The following is a 15,254-nucleotide window of genomic DNA, read 5'->3' on the forward strand; positions in this document are numbered from 1 at the left end:
ACGGCGTCCGGGCCGGGCACCGGGCGCCGCTCGCGGAACGCCCCGGGGTCACCCCACCCCGGCCGTTCCTCGCGTGCCGGACGTCCCGCGCACGGTCCGGCGGGCCACGAGGAAGAGGGCGAGCGCGCCGAGGACGAGGATCACCTGGCCGATCAGGTTGGCGGTGTTCGCGGTGCCGTGCAGCATGAGCAGGAGGAAGCCGCCGAGCGCGTAGGTCAGCAGCGCGCCGCCCGCCAGCGCGAGCCGGTGCGCGGCGCCCCAGCCTTCGCGTCGCGACCACCGGCTGATCACGATCGTCGTCGCGGCGAGCAGCGCGATGCCCGCGGCGACCCCCCACCAGTCCTCGGGACGGAAGAAGAACGCCGCGGACGCGACGAACCCCAGCGCGCCCACCGGCCAGGGCCCCGGCGTCCGCCCGCCCGTCACCGGACGGGGGCGCCGCCCGACGAGGAACGCGGCGACGACCAGGAGCGCGACCACGACGGCGGCGCCGATCCGCTGCGGCGGCGAGGCCATGAATCCGCTGTCGTCGTAGATGCCGCTGAAGAGAACGAGGGAGCCGAGGACGAACACGACGCAGGTGACGATCAGGCCGGGTACGCCCAGCCAGGGGGTGGTGGCCCGGCGGGGCACCAGGATCTCGACGAGGGCGATCGGGACGCCGATGCTCCAGATCACGTGTCCGGCGGTGAACCCCACGGCGTTGGTCGCGCTGAGACCCGGTGCCGGGATGAGGGTGGCGGCGCGGGAGACGTCCCCCTCGAACAGCGGGGCGGGGTTGAAGAGGGTCTGGTCGATCAGGGTCGCCTCGAGCACGCCGTACGCGCACCCCAGCAGGATGATCGCCGGCCAGCCGCGCCCGGTGCGCCGGACCACCTCGCGGATGATGATCGCGCCGCCGCCGTACATCGGCGCGAGGATGACCAGGCCCCAGATGTCGGACGAGGGGACGTTGCCGAGCAGGTACTCGGCGACCAGCGGGGAGAGAAGGAACAGCCCGAGGGCGGGCGCGATACGCCGTAACGTCCCCGGACGCCCGCCGGGAGCCACCGGAGCCGTTCGAGCCGCCTCAGCCGCCTCAGCTGCTTGATCCGCCTGAGGCGTCTGGGACGCATGAGATGTCCGGGCTGTCTCGGACATCCGGGTCGTCCGGTCCGCCTGGGTCGCGAGCCGTCGGTCGTCGGGAGGGTTTCCGGTCATGGCGGTGACGCTAGGTCCGGGCGGCCTCCGCGCGCATCGAACGCGGGAGCGGCCTTCGCCCCCTCCTCCGGACCGAGCCCGCCCACGCCTCTCCCTCCTGGGACGGAGACGGCGGCACGCACCGGGCCGCTCATCCGCTCATCCACGGACAGGTGATCCGTGGATAAGCGCGACATGGACCGGCCCCGTGGCGTTTGCGACGCTTACTTCGACCGTAAATAGCCTCTGACCAGGGAGTTATCATGAAAGACGTGTCTGTGCCCGATCTGACCGGGAAGCTCGCCGTGGTGACCGGTGCGAGCGACGGCGTCGGCCTCGGCCTGGCCGTACGCCTGGCCCGGGCGGGCGCCGAGCTCGTGCTGCCGGTCCGCAACCCCGTCAAGGGCGAGGCGGCCGTCGCGCGTGTCCGCGCGGCGGCTCCCGGAGCGACGGTCTCCCTCCGTGAGCTCGATCTGGCCTCGCTGGACTCCGTGGCCGCCTTCGCGAAGAGGCTGAACGCCGAGGACCGGCCGGTCGACATCCTGATCAACAACGCGGGCGTCATGTCGCCCGCCACCCGGCACACCACGGCCGACGGCCTGGAGCTGCAGTTCGGCACGAACCACATCGGCCACGTCGCGTTGGTCGGCGGGATCCTGCCGCTGCTGCGCGCCGGCCGGGCCCGTGTCACCACCATGTCGAGCAGTGCCGCCCGCACCGCCAAGATCGACTGGGACGACCTGCAGAGCGAGCGGAAATACTCCCCGATCCGTTCGTACGGGCTGTCGAAGCTGGCCAACCTGCTGTTCGGCCTCGAGCTCGACCGGCGCAGCCGGGCCGGCGGCTGGGGCGTCGTCAGCAACGTCGCGCACCCCGGCACGACCCTGACGAACCTCTACGCGTCCGGCCCCAACCTGGGCCGCGAGCGCCCCTCGCCGCTTGAGGCGATCATGACGCGGCTCTCCCGCGTGGGCCTGTTCGTGCAGACCGTCGACAAGGGCGCGCTCCCCGCCCTGTACGCGGCCACCGACCCGCGGGCACGGGGAGGCCGCCTCTACGGGCCCGACGGCTTCGGCCAGTTCACCGGGGGCCCGACCGAGCTGGCCGTCTACAGGCCGGCCCGTGACGAGGCCGCCGCGACCCGGCTCTGGGACGTCTCCGAGCGGCTGGCCAGGGTCGAATTCGCCTCCGCCTGAGATCCTCACGGCGGCCGTTCCCGGAAAGGGGAGACTCACCACATGGACAGGGCCGAGCTGGCCGAGTTCCTGCGCACCCGGCGGGAGGCGCTGCAGCCCGAGGACGTCGGGCTGCCTCGCGGGCGGCGGCGGCGCACCGGCGGGCTGCGGCGCGAGGAGGTCGCCGCGCTGTGCGGCATGTCCGCCGACTACTACAGCCGGATCGAGCAGCGGCGCGGGCCCAACCCGTCCGAGCAGATGCTCGCCGCGATCGCCCGGGGACTGCACCTCTCCCTTGAGGAGCGCGACCACCTGTTCCGCCTCGCCGGCCACGCCACCCCGCGGCGGGTCTTCCGCGGCGACCACATCAACCCCGGGATGATGCGCATCTTCGACCGGCTGGAGGACACCCCCGCGCAGGTGATGAGCCATCTCGGCGAGACGCTCAGGCAGACCCGGCTCGCGGTGGCGCTGATGGGCGACGAGAGCGTCCACACCGGGATGGCGCGCAGCATGCACTACCGCTGGTTCACCGACCCGGCCGCGCGGCTGATCTATCCCGAGGACGACCACCCGACGCACGACCGCCTCTTCACGGCCAGCCTGCGCGACGCGTACACGCGGGACGGCAGGGGCTCGCGCGCGGCCGCGCTGGTCGACGCGCTGCTGGCGGCGAGCCCGGAGTTCGCCGCGCTCTGGCACGAGCACCCCGTCCTGGGCCCGTTCTGCGGGACGAAGCGCATCCTGCACCCGCGGCTCGGCCTGCTGGAGCTGCACTGCCAGACCCTGGTCGACCCCGACCAGTCCCAGATGCTGCTGGTCTTCACCGCCGTGCCGGGCAGCGAGAGCCAGGAGAAGCTCCAGCTGCTCCCGGCCCTCGGCGATCTGCGCGTCTGAATCCGTACCCGTCGGGGTCGTCCGGAGCGCGGCTCCCGGAGGACCGGCTCCTCGTTCAGGTGGAGCGCGGGCGCACGAGTCCCACGTCGTAGGCGAGGACGACGGCCTGGACCCGGTCGCGCAGGCCGAGCTTGCGCAGCACCGAGGAGACGTGCGTCTTGACCGTGGCCTCGGTGAGCACGAGCCGCTCGGCGATCTCGGCGTTGGACAGCGCGAGCGCGACCAGCCGCAGCACCTCGACCTCCCGCCCGGTCAGCGAGCCGAGATCGGGCGGCGAGCCACCGGGATCAGGCAGAACGGTGACGAAACGGTCGAGCAGCCTGCGGGTGACCGACGGCGCGAGCAGTGCGTCGCCGCGCGCCACCACGCGGATCGCCTCCACCAGCTCGGCGGGCCGCACGTCCTTGAGCAGGAACGCGCTCGCCCCGGCGCGCAGGGCGGCGAACACGGACTCGTCGACGTCGTAGGTGGTCAGGACGATGACCCGGACCGGACTCCCCGAGGCGACGATCCGCCGGGTCGCCTCCAGCCCGTCGACGCCGGGCATCCGCACGTCCATCAGGACGACGTCGGGCCTCAGCCGCTCGACCAGAATCGCGGCCTCCCCGCCGTCCCCTGCCTCGCCGACCACCTCGAGATCCGCCCTCGCCTCCAGGATCATCCGGAAGCCGCCGCGGACCAGCGCCTGGTCATCGGCGATCACCACCCGGATGCTCATCGCACCGCCTCCAACGGCAGGCGAGCGCGGGTACGGACGTTCATCGCGGCGCCCTCAACGGCAGACGGACACGAACGTTCATCGCACCGCCCCCAACGGCAGGCGAGCGTGGACGCGGAACCCGCCGCCGGGCAGCGGGCCCGCGTCGAGGGTGCCGCCGAGCATCGCGGCGCGCTCGCGCATCCCCGCGATCCCGTGGCCGGTGCCGCCGTCGCCACCCCCCTCGTCACCCGTGCCGCTCCCGCGCCCGTCGTCGAGGATGTCCAGTTCGAGCATCCCCGCGGCGGCCCTGACGGTCACCTCCGCGCGGCCGGCGCCCGCGTGACGCAGCGTGTTGGTGAGCGCCTCCTGGACGATCCGGTAGGCGGAGAGGTCGACCCCGGCCGGCAGCGCACCACCGGTACCGGCGCCGGTTCCCTCCCTGCGCACCGCGACCTCCAGACCGGCGGCGCGGAACGGCTCCACGAGCTCCCCGAGCCGGTCGAGTCCCGGCCGCCGGAGCGACTCCTCGCCCGTCTCCGGCCGTACCACGGCCAGCAGCCGGCGCAGTTCCCCGAGCGCGTCGCGCCCCGCCGCCTCGATCGAGCGCAGCGCGGCGCGCGCCTGGTCGGGGCGCTCGTCGAAGACGTCGTCGGCGGCCGCCGCCTGCACGACGATGACCGAGACGCTGTGCGCGATCACGTCGTGCACCTCCCGGGCGATCCGCGCCTGCTCCTCGCCGACCGCCCTGCGCGACTCCTGGTCGATCGCCACGCGCCGGTTGCGCACGACCTCGCCGAGCGCCCAGGCGACGACCGGGAACGCCATCGCGAACTGCGCCTCCTCGCTGGAGGCGGTGAGGAAGTTCGACGCGGTCAGCGCGAGCAGCGCCGCGAGCGCGGGCAGCGACACGCGGGGCGGCCGGGCGGCGGCCAGCGAGCCGAGTGCGATGAGGCCCGCGAACGGAAAGATCCCCTGCGGCGCGAGGAAGTGGACGAGGGCCCCTCCGGCGAGCGCGATCGCCATCACCGGCACCGGATGGGAACGCCGCCACCACAGCGCCACGCCCTGCGCCGCACTCGCGATCGTCCCGAGGATCACCAGCGGACCGGCGCGCGGCACCACCTCGTCCATCACCAGGGCGACCAGATACAGCCCCACGACGAGCGAGACGGCGACGTCGGCGACCAACCGGAGCGGGCTGCGGGACGAACGGCGCACTTCCGGAGTATCGCAGATCGGTCACCGCCCCATCGCGAGCCCGGACGGCGCGGGCGACGGGAAGGGCGCGGAATCCCTTTCCGGATTTCCGTTGTCCCCGGCCCGCCCGCCGGTCTCCTGTACAGGAGCGAACACGTCCGGCACCGGACACGACCGACAGGAAATCCGCGGTCCGACCCATCCGGCACGCCTCCCGATACGCCGACAATGTCCGATCTCTACTCCCCGTACGAAGGACCTCATCCATATGAGTGAGACTGTTCCGCGTGGTATCGCAGCAGGTCGCACGGCTGTTCGTCAGGTACGCCGCGCCGCGCTCGTAAGTGCGCTCGTGGCCGTCGTGGGCGCCTCCGCGGTGAACGGCGCCCTTCCCGCGGGCGCGGCCGAAGCCCCCCTGTCGCAGGGCCGGGCGGCCGTCGCCTCCTCGGTCGAGCGAGGCGACCTGTCCGCCGCGGCCGCGGTCGACGGTGACAGCGGCACCCGCTGGTCCAGCAAGTTCACCGACCCGCAGTGGCTGCAGGTGGACCTGGGCAGGTCCACCGCGATCAACAAGATCGTGCTGAACTGGGAGCGCGCCCACGCCACCGCGTTCCGGATCCAGACGTCCTCCGGCGGCGGCCGGTGGAAGACGATCCACAGCACGACCGCGGGCAAGGGCGGCGTGCAGACCCTCAACGTGTCGGCCACCGGCCGGTACGTGCGGCTCCACACCATCAAGCGGTCCAGCCAGTACGGCGTCTCGCTCTGGGAGTTCCAGGTCTTCGGCAAGGGCTCGGCCACCCCGGTGCCCAGCGCCACCCCGACCAGGCCGGCGCCGAGTTCGAGCCCGAGCCGCACCCCGAGTTCCACCCCCAGCGCCACGCCGACCAAGCCGACCCCGAGCTCCACCCCGAGCTCCACTCCCAGCAAGACCCCGACCACGCCGGTCCCGGAGGTCCCCCCCACGGGAACCTCGGGCAAGAAGGGCGTGGGCGTGTGGCAGGCGCCCAACGTCAGCGCGGCGCTCGAAGCCTCCGGCGCGAGCTGGTACTACACGTGGTCCACGAACCACAACGGCGTCACCACACCCAAGGGGACGGAGTTCGTCCCGATGATCTGGGGGGCCGACAGCGTCACCGACCAGAACCTCGCCCAGGCGAAGAACGCCGGCTCTCCCTACCTGCTCGGTTTCAACGAGCCGGACTTCGCCGAGCAGTCCAACATGACCGTGGACAAGGCACTGTCGCTGTGGCCGAGGCTCACCGCGACCGGCCTGAAGGTCGGCAGCCCCGCCGTCGCCTGGGGCGGTGACCGGGCGGGCGGCTGGCTGGACCGGTTCATGACCGGGGCGGCCCAGAAGAACTACCGCGTCGACTTCGTCACGCTGCACTGGTACGGCGGCGACTTCCGCGCCGAGGCGGCGGTCGGCCAGCTCAAGTCGTACATCCAGGCCGTGTACGAGCGCTACCGCAAGCCGATCTGGCTCACCGAGTACGCCCTGATCGACTTCTCGAACGGCGTCCGCTTCCCCACGGACGCGCAGCAGGCCGCCTTCGTCACCGCGTCCACCAAGATGCTGGCCTCCCTGCCGTACGTGCAGCGCTACGCCTGGTTCGGCCTGCCCTCCTCCGACACCGAGCCCAACAGCGGGCTGTTCCGGAGCAACGGCGTCCCCACCCTCGCGGGCCGCGCCTTCCAGGCGGCCGAGTGACCTAGATCATCGCCGAGGACCCGGGCCGGGTCCGCGGCCTCCCCACGTCTGGCCCGCGCGAGTCCTGTCTCGCGCGGGCCAGACCCGTTTCTCCTCCGGCCGAAGTCCGGACGAGCGCGTATTTCTCCATGGTGGGCGCGTTCGGCAGGGCGCTACCTTGCCGGTTGTACGGACGCCACCGAACAGACGGGGCGTTCCGATCGTCAGGTGCGGCCTTCGCCCGCCATTCAGAAAACGGAGCATCTCACGTCGCCTGTCCATCCCCGTTCCGGCGCCCTCGGGCGCAGGTCCTCGATCGCCGCCTCGGCGCTCGCCGCGGCGGCGGTCGTCGCCGGGGTCCTGGCCACCTCACCGGCCGCGTCGGCGAGCGCGGGCACGCTGGTGAACATCTCACCGCAGAACGCCCCGCAGACCGCGCTGGCCAAGAGCCCGGCCACCGCCGCCCTCGGCATCGCGGTCCTGCAGAACGACGGCCCCTTCCTCAACCAGCGGTGGACCATGGAGCAGGTCCAGGTCCTGGGAGGCGGCAGGATCGCCTTCACCTTCGCCAACCAGCAGGGCGGCTGCCTGGACGTCAACGGCAAGTCCAAGAGCAGCGGCGCGGCCGTGATCACCAAGGCGTGTGACGGCAGCCTCAGCCAGCAGTGGATCCGTGACTTCAGTGTCAACGCGACCTTCCTGAAGCTGGAGAACCGCAACAGCGGCCTGGTCGCCACCGCCGACGGGAGCGGCAGTGGAACCAGGATCACCCAGCGGTCCGACAACGGGGACTTCAACCAGCGCTGGTCGATCTTCGGGGTCTGAGCGAGACGTCCGAGCGGGCCGTCTCAGCAGATCGCCTGAACGGACGTTCGAGCGAGACGCCCCGGCCGGGGCCCGGGGAAAGGCTTCGGGGGAAGCCGGGGCACCCCGCCTGCAGGGGACGGACAGGAAGGTGGCGAGCAGGAGGGGAACGCCACCTTCCCGGGAATCCGGGCGCCGGGATCGCGGGACACCTCCCGCGCTTCCGGCGCCGAGCCGTTTCCCGGCGACTCCACCAGGGATGACACGGCCGCTGCGCTCTCCGCTCGGCACTCTCCGCTCGGCATAAAGGATTCTCCACACGAAGAGCTCTCTACACGAAAAGAAAGGATAAAAGCCCTATTTAGGTATGATTCGCATGATCGGCGACTCGGTGTTCGCATACGTCTCACATCTGTTGAGAGGATCATCCGCATGAACAGCCCCTTCCGGACCGCGCCACCGACGTTCCGCGCGGCCACCGTCGCGGACGTGCCCGCCCTGGTGCTCCTGGTCGATTCGGCGTACCGGGGCGAGTCGAGCCGCGCCGGATGGACGACCGAGGCGAACCTGCTGAGCGGGCGGCGGACGAACGCCGAGAGCGTGACCGCCGAGATCGAGAAGCCGGAAAGTCACATGATCGTCATGGAGGTGGAAGGCGAGATCGTCGCCTGCTGCCAGGTGGAGCACCGGGGCGGGTACGCGTACTTCGGGATGTTCGCCGTACGCCCCACCCTGCAGGGCGGCGGCTTCGGCAAGGCGGTCCTCGCCGAGGCCGAGCGCTTCGCCCGCGACGCCTGGGGCGTGGGCGAGATGCGCATGACGGTGATCTCGGCACGCGAGGAACTCCTGGCCTGGTACGTGCGCCGCGGCTACACCCGCACCGGCGAGATGATCCCCTTCCCCTACGACGACGAGAGCGTCGGCGTGCCGACCCGGGACGACCTGGAAATGGAACTCCTGGTCAGGAAACTCGGCTGAGCGAGAGGCGGCGACCCGCCAGGCGGGAAGGGCTCCCTCGCAGCGGACGGATCGGCGGATCCATCCGTGACCGGCCGGTCACGGAGGTAGCGTGGCAGGGATGAGCGAGCCCTATCCCGATCCCGCCGACTGGTACGCCACCCTGCCCAGCGTGTTCGTCTCGGCCTGCATGCTGCTCACCGACGCGGAGGACCGCGTCCTGCTGGTCAAGCCCAACTACCGGCCCGGCTGGAACTTTCCCGGCGGGATCGTCGAGGAGGGCGAGGCACCCCACGACGGCGCCACGCGCGAGGTGGCCGAGGAGCTCGGCGTGTCCGTCAAGGCGGGCGAGCTGCTCGTGGTCCAGTGGATTCCGCCGGCGAGGGACCGCCCCCGCGCGATGATCAACTTCATGTTCGACGGCGGCGTCCTGGACGACCCCGCCCGCATACGGCTGCAGGTCGCGGAGCTCGACGAGGCGGCGTTCCTCCCCTGGGACGCCGCCGCCCCCCTCCTGCCGGCGCACGTCGCGCCCCGTCTCGCCGCCGGACGCCTGGCCCGCGAGAACCAGCACCCCGTCTACCTGCCGGACGACCCTCCGGGCGCCGAAGGCTGAGAAAGCCGCTCACGGGCTCGGCGGAGGCGCGACGGAGAGCTGACCTGGGATTTAAGGCGATAAAACGGGTAGGGCCGCGGTATGACCGAAACACCCCCAGACCGCGAGGGTCTGAGCGACGAGCAGGCGATCGAGGTCGAGGAGTGGACCGACGACCTCGGCCTCAACCACGAGATCGTCGAACACGACGACGAGCACCAGGACACCCTCGACGAGCGCCTCCGGCGCGAGGCACCGGACCGCGAGCGGAGCCCGCGTGACGGGACCCGCCTGGTGGCGCCGGACGAGGGGCTGAGCCCCGACGAGACCTCGGAGGAGTACGCCTCGGAGGCGGGTCTCGACGACGGCGACCTGTCCGCCGAGGAGCGCGCCGTCCACATCGAGCCCGACATCGAGTACCGCGACACCTGAGAATCGCCGCGGAAATCCCGGCGCTCGCGAACCGGACACGAATCACCGGACGCGCCCCCGGGCCTCATCGACACGACGAGGCCCGGGGCGAACGGTTTCCCGCCCGCGCACCTCGTGCGCCGGAACCGCCCCCCGCCCGAGCCCCATACGCCGGAACGGTTCTCCCTCCGCGCCGCGCACCCTCCGCGCACCCTCCGCGCACCGTACGCCACCTCCGTGAACCCGGGCCCGCCACCTGCGCCTCCCGAGGGCAGGCCGGGAGCATTGACAGAAACTTGTTGGAAACATAAACTCGGGCCCGTCTGGAAAGCGCTTTCCTAGCGCCCCGCCGGGAAGCGCCCACCCTCTGAAAGGTGGTGATGCCATAACCGCGCACTGACCCGAGCCCTCCCTTTTCCCGAGTGCGGTGACCACTCCCGCCTCACCTCCCACGGCGCGCCGCGCGGCCTCACCCCACGGGCGGACCGGCCCGGCGAGACGACGACCGCCGCGCTGTGGGAACGCACCGCCTCCCGCGCGACCGGCGCACCGTCTCCTTACCGGAGACCGGGGCCGGCGCGCCGACGAGCCGCGCACCGCGGACATCCCGTACTCCTCTCCCGGCTTCACGCTGCCGCCTGACCGCACGCCGCCGCGACCGCGACCGCGCGCAGAGAGCAGAGAACACGTGTCCCCCAGACCCACCCCCCCTCCGCCACCACGGCCCCTTCCCTCGGAACCCATGGAGCCGCCGCGTCCCGCACCCGGAACCACCCCGCGCACGGCACTCATCCTCACGGCCGTCGCCCTCCTGATCTCCGCCCTGATCGGCCCCGCTGTGGCGGAGACCGGAACCGCGCGGTACGCGGACCCGGTCAACGCCCAGATCGGCTTCTCCACCGTCAACGCCCTCGGCCAGAACGGCACCACCGGCGGTGCCGGAGGCCCCACGGTCACCGCGGCCACGACCGCGCAGTTCCTCGACTACATCGCCCGCCCCGGGCCGTACGTCATCCAGGTCACCGGCCGGATCACCCTGCCCACCGGCTCCAGCGACGGCATGCACAACGTCACGTCGGACAAGACGATCATCGGGGTCGGCGCGAACGCCGCGCTGGTCGGCGGCGGGCTGAACATCGGCCTGCCGGTCAGCGACTCCGTCACCTCGCCGCCCGCGAACGCCGTGCACAACATCATCATCCGCAACATCGCGTTCTCCGGCGCCACCGACGACATGATCAACGTGCAGATGTTCAGCCACCACGTCTGGATCGACCACAACGACTTCTCCAACGGGGACGACGGCGCGGTCGACATCAAGCGCGGCTCAGACTTCGTGACCGTCTCCTGGAACAGGTTCCACGACCACGACAAGACGCTGCTGCTCTCCCACGACGAGGACGCGGGCCCGCAGGACATCGGCCGGCTGCGCGTCACCTACCACCACAACTTCTTCGACGCCTCCGACCAGCGGCACCCCCGGGTGCGCTTCGCGAACGTCGTGCACGTCTACAACAACTACTACCGGGACAACAGCTACGGCATCGCGTCCACCTACGACGCCGGGGTGCTGGTCGAGAACAACTACTTCTACAGCGTCAACAACCCCGGACGGGTGGAGTTCAGCGGGGACCTCGGGCGCCTGGTCGAGCGCGGCAACATCCTGGTCGACTGCAACCACGCCATCGAGACCCGGGGCACCGTGACCGAGCCGCGCACCTACTACTCCTACGGCGCGGATCCGGCCTCCGCGGTGCCGACCATCGTGCCCGCCGGTGCCGGCGTCGGGAAGATCTGAGGGAGACGACGATGAACGCCGAACACCGCCCCCGCCCCCGCCTCCGCTCGGCCGCCGCCGCGGCGCTCCTGGTCGCCGCGCTCGCCGGCGCGGGTGGCGCCGCGAGCGCCGACACCACCGCCTCGGGTACGGCCACCGCGAGGACGGGCTCCGTGACAGGGCAGGCGGTGGGGAAACTCGCCGCGGCCTGCACCGGCACGCCGACCGGCTTCGCCACCGTCAACGCCCTCGGCCAGAACGGCACCACCGGCGGTGCCGGAGGGCCCGTCGTCACCGTGACCACGGCCGCGGCCCTGAAGGACTACGTCGGCCGGCCCGGCCCGTACGTGATCCAGGTGTCCGGCCGCATCCAGGTGTCCGGCATGCTCACCGTGGTCGCGAACAAGAGCATCCTGGGCGTGGGCACGACCGCCGAGATCACCGGTGGCGGCCTCCAGCTCGGCTCGACGACCCGGCCGGGTAACAACGTGATCATCAGGAACATCCGGTTCACCGGCGCCGAGGACGACTCGATCAGCGTCACGAACAAGGCGCACCACGTGTGGATCGACCACAACGACCTCTCGGACGGCTACGACGGCCTGCTCGACATCAAGCGGGAGTCGGACTTCGTCACGGTCTCGTGGAACCACTTCCACCACCACAGCAAGTCGGCACTGCTGGGCCACTCGGACAGCTACACCGCCGACGTCGGGAAGCTGCGCGTCACCTACCACCACAACTTCTTCGACGGCACCGACCAGCGGCACCCCCGGGTGCGCTTCGCCGAACCGGTCCACGTCCTCAACAACTACTACCGCGACAACGCGCTCTACGGCGTCGCGTCCACGGAGAACGCCGGCGTGCTCGTCGAGGGCAACTACTTCGAGAACGTCGCCCACCCGATCTACGTGGGCTACGACAAGAGCGGTCCCGGCCGGGTGGTGGAGCGGAACAACCGCTACGTCGGCTCCGGCACCCCCCAGACGGCCGGCACCGTCGTCGAGCCGCGCACGTACTACCCGTACACCGTCGACGACCCCGCGACCGTCCCGGCGACCGTGTCCGCCGGCGCGGGTGTCGGGAAGATCGGCTGCTAGCTCCCTCCCCCGATCGCCGCCCGCCGGACTCCCCCCACCGGCGGGCGGCGGCCTCCTCTCCCGAAACTCCCCCGGAGCCTCCCCGGAACGCCCGTGAAGGCTTCTCCATCAGGAAGGCGACCACCATGCCCCAGATCACCGCCGATCACGCGACCCGGCGGGGTACGGCCCTCCGCGCCGCCACCGCCGCCGTCGCCACGGCCCTGCTGGCCACCGCCCTCTCCGTGACCCCGGCCGGCGCGGGTGCCGCGACCGGGACCGCCGCGGCGGTGGGCACCCCGGTCGGTTTCGCGTCGGTCAACGCCCTCGGCCAGAACGGCACCACCGGCGGCGCGGGCGGGCGGACCGTCACCGTGACCGACGCCGACGCGTTCCTGGAGTACATCGACAGCAAGGAGACGCTCGTCATCCGGGTGGCGGGCACCATCGCGATCACCAGCAAGCAGGGGGTCCGGCCGAACAAGACCATCATCGGGGTGGGCACCTCGGGTCACATCACCGGCGGCGGCCTGGACTTCTACCGGTCGTACAACGTGATCGTGCGCAACATCCGGTTCACCGAGGCCGAGGACGACGCGATCAACGTCGGCCAGCAGTCGCACCACATCTGGATCGACCACAACACCTTCTCCGGCGCGGTCGACGGCTCGATCGACGTGGTGCGCGGCGCCGACTACGTCACCGTGTCGTGGAACCACTTCGACCACTCCGACAAGAGCATGCTGATCAGCCACTCCGACGGCGCCGCGGGCACCGACATCGGCCACCTCAAGGTGACGATCCACCACAACTTCTTCGACAACAGCCGGCAGCGCCACCCGCGCATCCGCTTCGGCGAGCCGGTGCACGTCTTCAACAACTACTTCCTGGGCAACGAGCTGTACGGGGTGGCCTCGACGGAGAACGCCGGGGTGGTCGTGGAGGGCAACTACTTCCAGGACGTGCCCCACCCGCTCTTCTCCGCGAGCGGCTACGCCGACAGCGGCCCGGGACGGGCGGTGCAGCGCAACAACGTCTACGTGAACTCGGGAACCCCGGAGACCTCGGGCACCGTCGTCGAGCCGCGTACCTTCTACGCGTACACGGTCGACGCCCCCGCCGGTGTCCCGTCGGCGGTGCGCGCCGGCGCCGGCGTCGGCACGCAGTGGGGGACTCCCTGACCTTCCCCGGACGGGGCTTCCCCGGACGGGGCTTCCCCGGACGGGGCTTCCCCGGACGGGGCTTCCCCGGACAAGGTGCGGCGTACGACGGTCAGCGGGCGAGCGCGGCGACCAGGGCGTGCAGGTCGTCGACGACGTGGTCCGCCTCGGCGGCCCGGGGGCGCTCCGCGTGCAGGTGCCCCCAGGGTCCCCGGCGGATCAGGGCGGTCCGCATGCCCGCCGCCCGCGCGGGGAGCACGTCGTTGTCCAGCCGGTCGCCCACGTAGAGGATCTCGCCGGGCTCGCGTCCCGACACCGCGGCGACCCTGGCGAAGAACTCCGGGGCCGGCTTGGAGACGCCCCAGCCGTCGGAGGTGTGCACCGCGTCGACGGGCAGGTCCATCGCGACGAGCGCGTCGCGCGCCTGCGGCGGCTGGTTGCCCGCGATGATCAGCTCGTGGCCGAGGTCGCGCAGCGCCGCCAGGGCGGGCCGCACGTCCGGGTAGAGGTCGTCGGCGTCGAAGTTGACCCGTAGCCCGTCCGGATCGTCACGCTTCCACGCCTCCTGCTCGGCCTCGACGTCGAAGCCGGGCCGCAGCAGCCGGAAGGCGTCCTCGAACGACCTGTCGAGCGCGGCCATGCCGCCGAGCACGCCGAGCATGGTGAACCGGGTGACGCCCAGCCGGTCGGCCCAGCGCGACCAGATGCGCGTCTCGTCGATCAGCGTCTCGCCCACGTCGAACACCAGCGCCCGGACCACGGTGCCTCCCTTTCCGTTCAAGCTCACGATCGTAGCCCGGCCGACCGAGGCGACACCGGCCGGGACCACGGCGGAGCGAGCCCCTCACACAGGCGTGCCCGCATACCCGCATCGCTTCCACGCCTTCGCCGCGTCACCGCCGAGCTGATCCATAATCACGCGGCATACGCCCCACGTCCGGCCGGGCCGCCATGCGACACTTAGAGCGCTTGTTCGGACACGGAGGGATACAGGTCGATGGTGATGACAGCGTCTCAGCGATCCACCCAGCGCCCCGCGCCCCAGCCACCCGCCCAGCACACCACTCCGGAGGACCGGCCACTCCCTCGGACCCCGAGGGAGATCTTCGAGTCCCTTCCCCCCATCCGCGGCCTTCGGGCCGAAGTCATCGACGGGAACCTGATCGTGAGTCCTTCCGCGACCCCCCGGCACGCGCGCATAGCCAGATGTCTCAGCAGGGCTCTGATCCCCGTGGAGGGCGAGAACGGCTGGGAAAGCTTCTCCGGCGACGTCGGCATCTGCGTCGAAGGCCCTCGTGACACCATCGTCCCCGACTACTGCCTGCTTCCCGTGAACGCGCCCCTCTGGGGAGACCGCGAGATCCTCTCCTCGGGGCTCGTCCTGGTGGCGGAGATCGTCTCACCCGGGAGCATGGAAATGGACCGCGCCACGAAGCCCCGGATCTACGCGGGCTGCGGCGTCCCGATCATGCTGATCGTCGATCCGGTCGCCTCTCCTCCGGCGGTCACGGTCCTCAGCGACCCCGAGGACGGCAGCTACCGGACCATGACCCACACCGAGATGGGCAAGCCGCTCCGGATCCCCTCCCCCGTCGACTTCGACCTCGACACCTCGATCTTCCTGTGATTACGG

The 15,254-nt window shown here is 71.5% G+C and carries 15 protein-coding genes; 11 read left to right on the top strand and 4 right to left on the bottom strand.

Annotation, left to right across the window (positions count from 1 at the left end; genetic code table 11):
* Nucleotides 1-48: 48 nt before the first annotated feature.
* The gene (locus ACTOQ3_RS34500; protein WP_440087669.1) at nt 49-1,050 is read right to left on the bottom strand and encodes a hypothetical protein; all 1,002 of its coding nucleotides are present in this window, start codon (nt 1,048-1,050) and stop codon (nt 49-51) included.
* 392 nt (nt 1,051-1,442) lie between these two features.
* Between ACTOQ3_RS34500 and ACTOQ3_RS34505 the strand changes: the two genes are divergently transcribed.
* Nucleotides 1,443-2,375 carry an SDR family oxidoreductase gene (locus tag ACTOQ3_RS34505; RefSeq protein WP_440087670.1) on the top strand — a complete coding sequence of 311 codons (933 nt, stop codon included), beginning with the start codon at nt 1,443-1,445 and terminating at the stop codon, nt 2,373-2,375.
* 42 nt (nt 2,376-2,417) lie between these two features.
* The gene (locus ACTOQ3_RS34510) at nt 2,418-3,251 is read left to right on the top strand and encodes a helix-turn-helix transcriptional regulator (protein WP_440087671.1); all 834 of its coding nucleotides are present in this window, start codon (nt 2,418-2,420) and stop codon (nt 3,249-3,251) included.
* A gap of 55 nt (nt 3,252-3,306) precedes the next feature.
* Here the strand turns inward: ACTOQ3_RS34510 and ACTOQ3_RS34515 are convergent, their stop codons facing one another.
* Together ACTOQ3_RS34515 and ACTOQ3_RS34520 are read right to left on the bottom strand one after the other, a co-directional pair.
* Nucleotides 3,307-3,969 (bottom strand): response regulator, encoded by a 663-nt coding sequence (locus tag ACTOQ3_RS34515; protein WP_440087672.1) that lies wholly within the window; start codon nt 3,967-3,969, stop codon nt 3,307-3,309.
* 78 nt (nt 3,970-4,047) lie between these two features.
* Complete coding sequence (locus tag ACTOQ3_RS34520; protein ID WP_440087673.1) at nt 4,048-5,169, bottom strand: sensor histidine kinase; 1,122 nt, start codon at nt 5,167-5,169, stop codon at nt 4,048-4,050.
* A 247-nt stretch (nt 5,170-5,416) separates the two neighbouring features.
* Here ACTOQ3_RS34520 and ACTOQ3_RS34525 point away from each other — a divergent pair, with 247 nt between their 5' ends.
* The 8 genes from ACTOQ3_RS34525 (at nt 5,417) to ACTOQ3_RS34560 (ending at nt 13,642) form a co-directional block, all read left to right on the top strand.
* Nucleotides 5,417-6,859, top strand: a complete 1,443-nt coding sequence (locus ACTOQ3_RS34525) for a glycosyl hydrolase (protein WP_440087674.1) — start codon at nt 5,417-5,419, stop codon at nt 6,857-6,859.
* Between the two features lie 207 nt (nt 6,860-7,066).
* A complete protein-coding gene (locus tag ACTOQ3_RS34530; RefSeq protein ID WP_440087675.1) occupies nt 7,067-7,663 on the top strand; it encodes an RICIN domain-containing protein in 597 nt (198 codons plus the stop codon).
* Nucleotides 7,664-8,074: 411 nt separating this feature from the next.
* On the top strand, nt 8,075-8,620 hold the full coding sequence (locus ACTOQ3_RS34535) for a GNAT family N-acetyltransferase (protein WP_440087676.1): 546 nt from the start codon (nt 8,075-8,077) through the stop codon (nt 8,618-8,620).
* Nucleotides 8,621-8,720: 100 nt separating this feature from the next.
* Nucleotides 8,721-9,215 carry an NUDIX domain-containing protein gene (locus ACTOQ3_RS34540; RefSeq protein ID WP_440087677.1) on the top strand — a complete coding sequence of 165 codons (495 nt, stop codon included), beginning with the start codon at nt 8,721-8,723 and terminating at the stop codon, nt 9,213-9,215.
* A gap of 81 nt (nt 9,216-9,296) precedes the next feature.
* Entirely contained in the window at nt 9,297-9,626 is a 330-nt protein-coding gene (locus ACTOQ3_RS34545; protein WP_440087678.1) for a DUF5709 domain-containing protein, read from the top strand.
* Nucleotides 9,627-10,347: 721 nt separating this feature from the next.
* On the top strand, nt 10,348-11,403 hold the full coding sequence (locus ACTOQ3_RS34550) for a pectate lyase family protein (RefSeq protein ID WP_440087679.1): 1,056 nt from the start codon (nt 10,348-10,350) through the stop codon (nt 11,401-11,403).
* Between the two features lie 11 nt (nt 11,404-11,414).
* The gene (locus ACTOQ3_RS34555; protein WP_440087680.1) at nt 11,415-12,482 is read left to right on the top strand and encodes a pectate lyase family protein; all 1,068 of its coding nucleotides are present in this window, start codon (nt 11,415-11,417) and stop codon (nt 12,480-12,482) included.
* A 125-nt stretch (nt 12,483-12,607) separates the two neighbouring features.
* A complete protein-coding gene (locus ACTOQ3_RS34560) occupies nt 12,608-13,642 on the top strand; it encodes a pectate lyase family protein (RefSeq protein WP_440087681.1) in 1,035 nt (344 codons plus the stop codon).
* Nucleotides 13,643-13,733: 91 nt separating this feature from the next.
* Here the strand turns inward: ACTOQ3_RS34560 and ACTOQ3_RS34565 are convergent, their stop codons facing one another.
* Nucleotides 13,734-14,381, bottom strand: coding sequence for an HAD family hydrolase (locus ACTOQ3_RS34565; RefSeq protein WP_440087704.1), 648 nt, complete (start codon nt 14,379-14,381; stop codon nt 13,734-13,736).
* Nucleotides 14,382-14,624: 243 nt separating this feature from the next.
* Here ACTOQ3_RS34565 and ACTOQ3_RS34570 point away from each other — a divergent pair, with 243 nt between their 5' ends.
* The gene (locus tag ACTOQ3_RS34570; protein ID WP_440087682.1) at nt 14,625-15,248 is read left to right on the top strand and encodes a Uma2 family endonuclease; all 624 of its coding nucleotides are present in this window, start codon (nt 14,625-14,627) and stop codon (nt 15,246-15,248) included.
* Nucleotides 15,249-15,254: the final 6 nt, after the last annotated feature.

Origin of the sequence: Streptosporangium sp. LJ11, assembly GCF_051918945.1 — a bacterium.
Lineage (GTDB): Bacteria > Actinomycetota > Actinomycetes > Streptosporangiales > Streptosporangiaceae > Streptosporangium.

Bases quoted from the DNA above. Each gene is read 5' to 3' on its own strand.
- ACTOQ3_RS34555 (WP_440087680.1), top strand. From the start codon at position 11,415: ATGAACGCCGAACACCGCCCCCGCCCCCGCCTCCGCTCGGCCGCCGCC.
- ACTOQ3_RS34545 (WP_440087678.1), top strand. From the start codon at position 9,297: ATGACCGAAACACCCCCAGACCGCGAGGGTCTGAGCGACGAGCAGGCG.
- ACTOQ3_RS34505 (WP_440087670.1), top strand. From the start codon at position 1,443: ATGAAAGACGTGTCTGTGCCCGATCTGACCGGGAAGCTCGCCGTGGTG.
- ACTOQ3_RS34510 (WP_440087671.1), top strand. From the start codon at position 2,418: ATGGACAGGGCCGAGCTGGCCGAGTTCCTGCGCACCCGGCGGGAGGCG.
- ACTOQ3_RS34550 (WP_440087679.1), top strand. From the start codon at position 10,348: ATGGAGCCGCCGCGTCCCGCACCCGGAACCACCCCGCGCACGGCACTC.
- ACTOQ3_RS34525 (WP_440087674.1), top strand. From the start codon at position 5,417: ATGAGTGAGACTGTTCCGCGTGGTATCGCAGCAGGTCGCACGGCTGTT.
- ACTOQ3_RS34535 (WP_440087676.1), top strand. From the start codon at position 8,075: ATGAACAGCCCCTTCCGGACCGCGCCACCGACGTTCCGCGCGGCCACC.
- ACTOQ3_RS34515 (WP_440087672.1), bottom strand. From the start codon at position 3,969: ATGAGCATCCGGGTGGTGATCGCCGATGACCAGGCGCTGGTCCGCGGC.
- ACTOQ3_RS34560 (WP_440087681.1), top strand. From the start codon at position 12,608: ATGCCCCAGATCACCGCCGATCACGCGACCCGGCGGGGTACGGCCCTC.
- ACTOQ3_RS34570 (WP_440087682.1), top strand. From the start codon at position 14,625: ATGACAGCGTCTCAGCGATCCACCCAGCGCCCCGCGCCCCAGCCACCC.
- ACTOQ3_RS34540 (WP_440087677.1), top strand. From the start codon at position 8,721: ATGAGCGAGCCCTATCCCGATCCCGCCGACTGGTACGCCACCCTGCCC.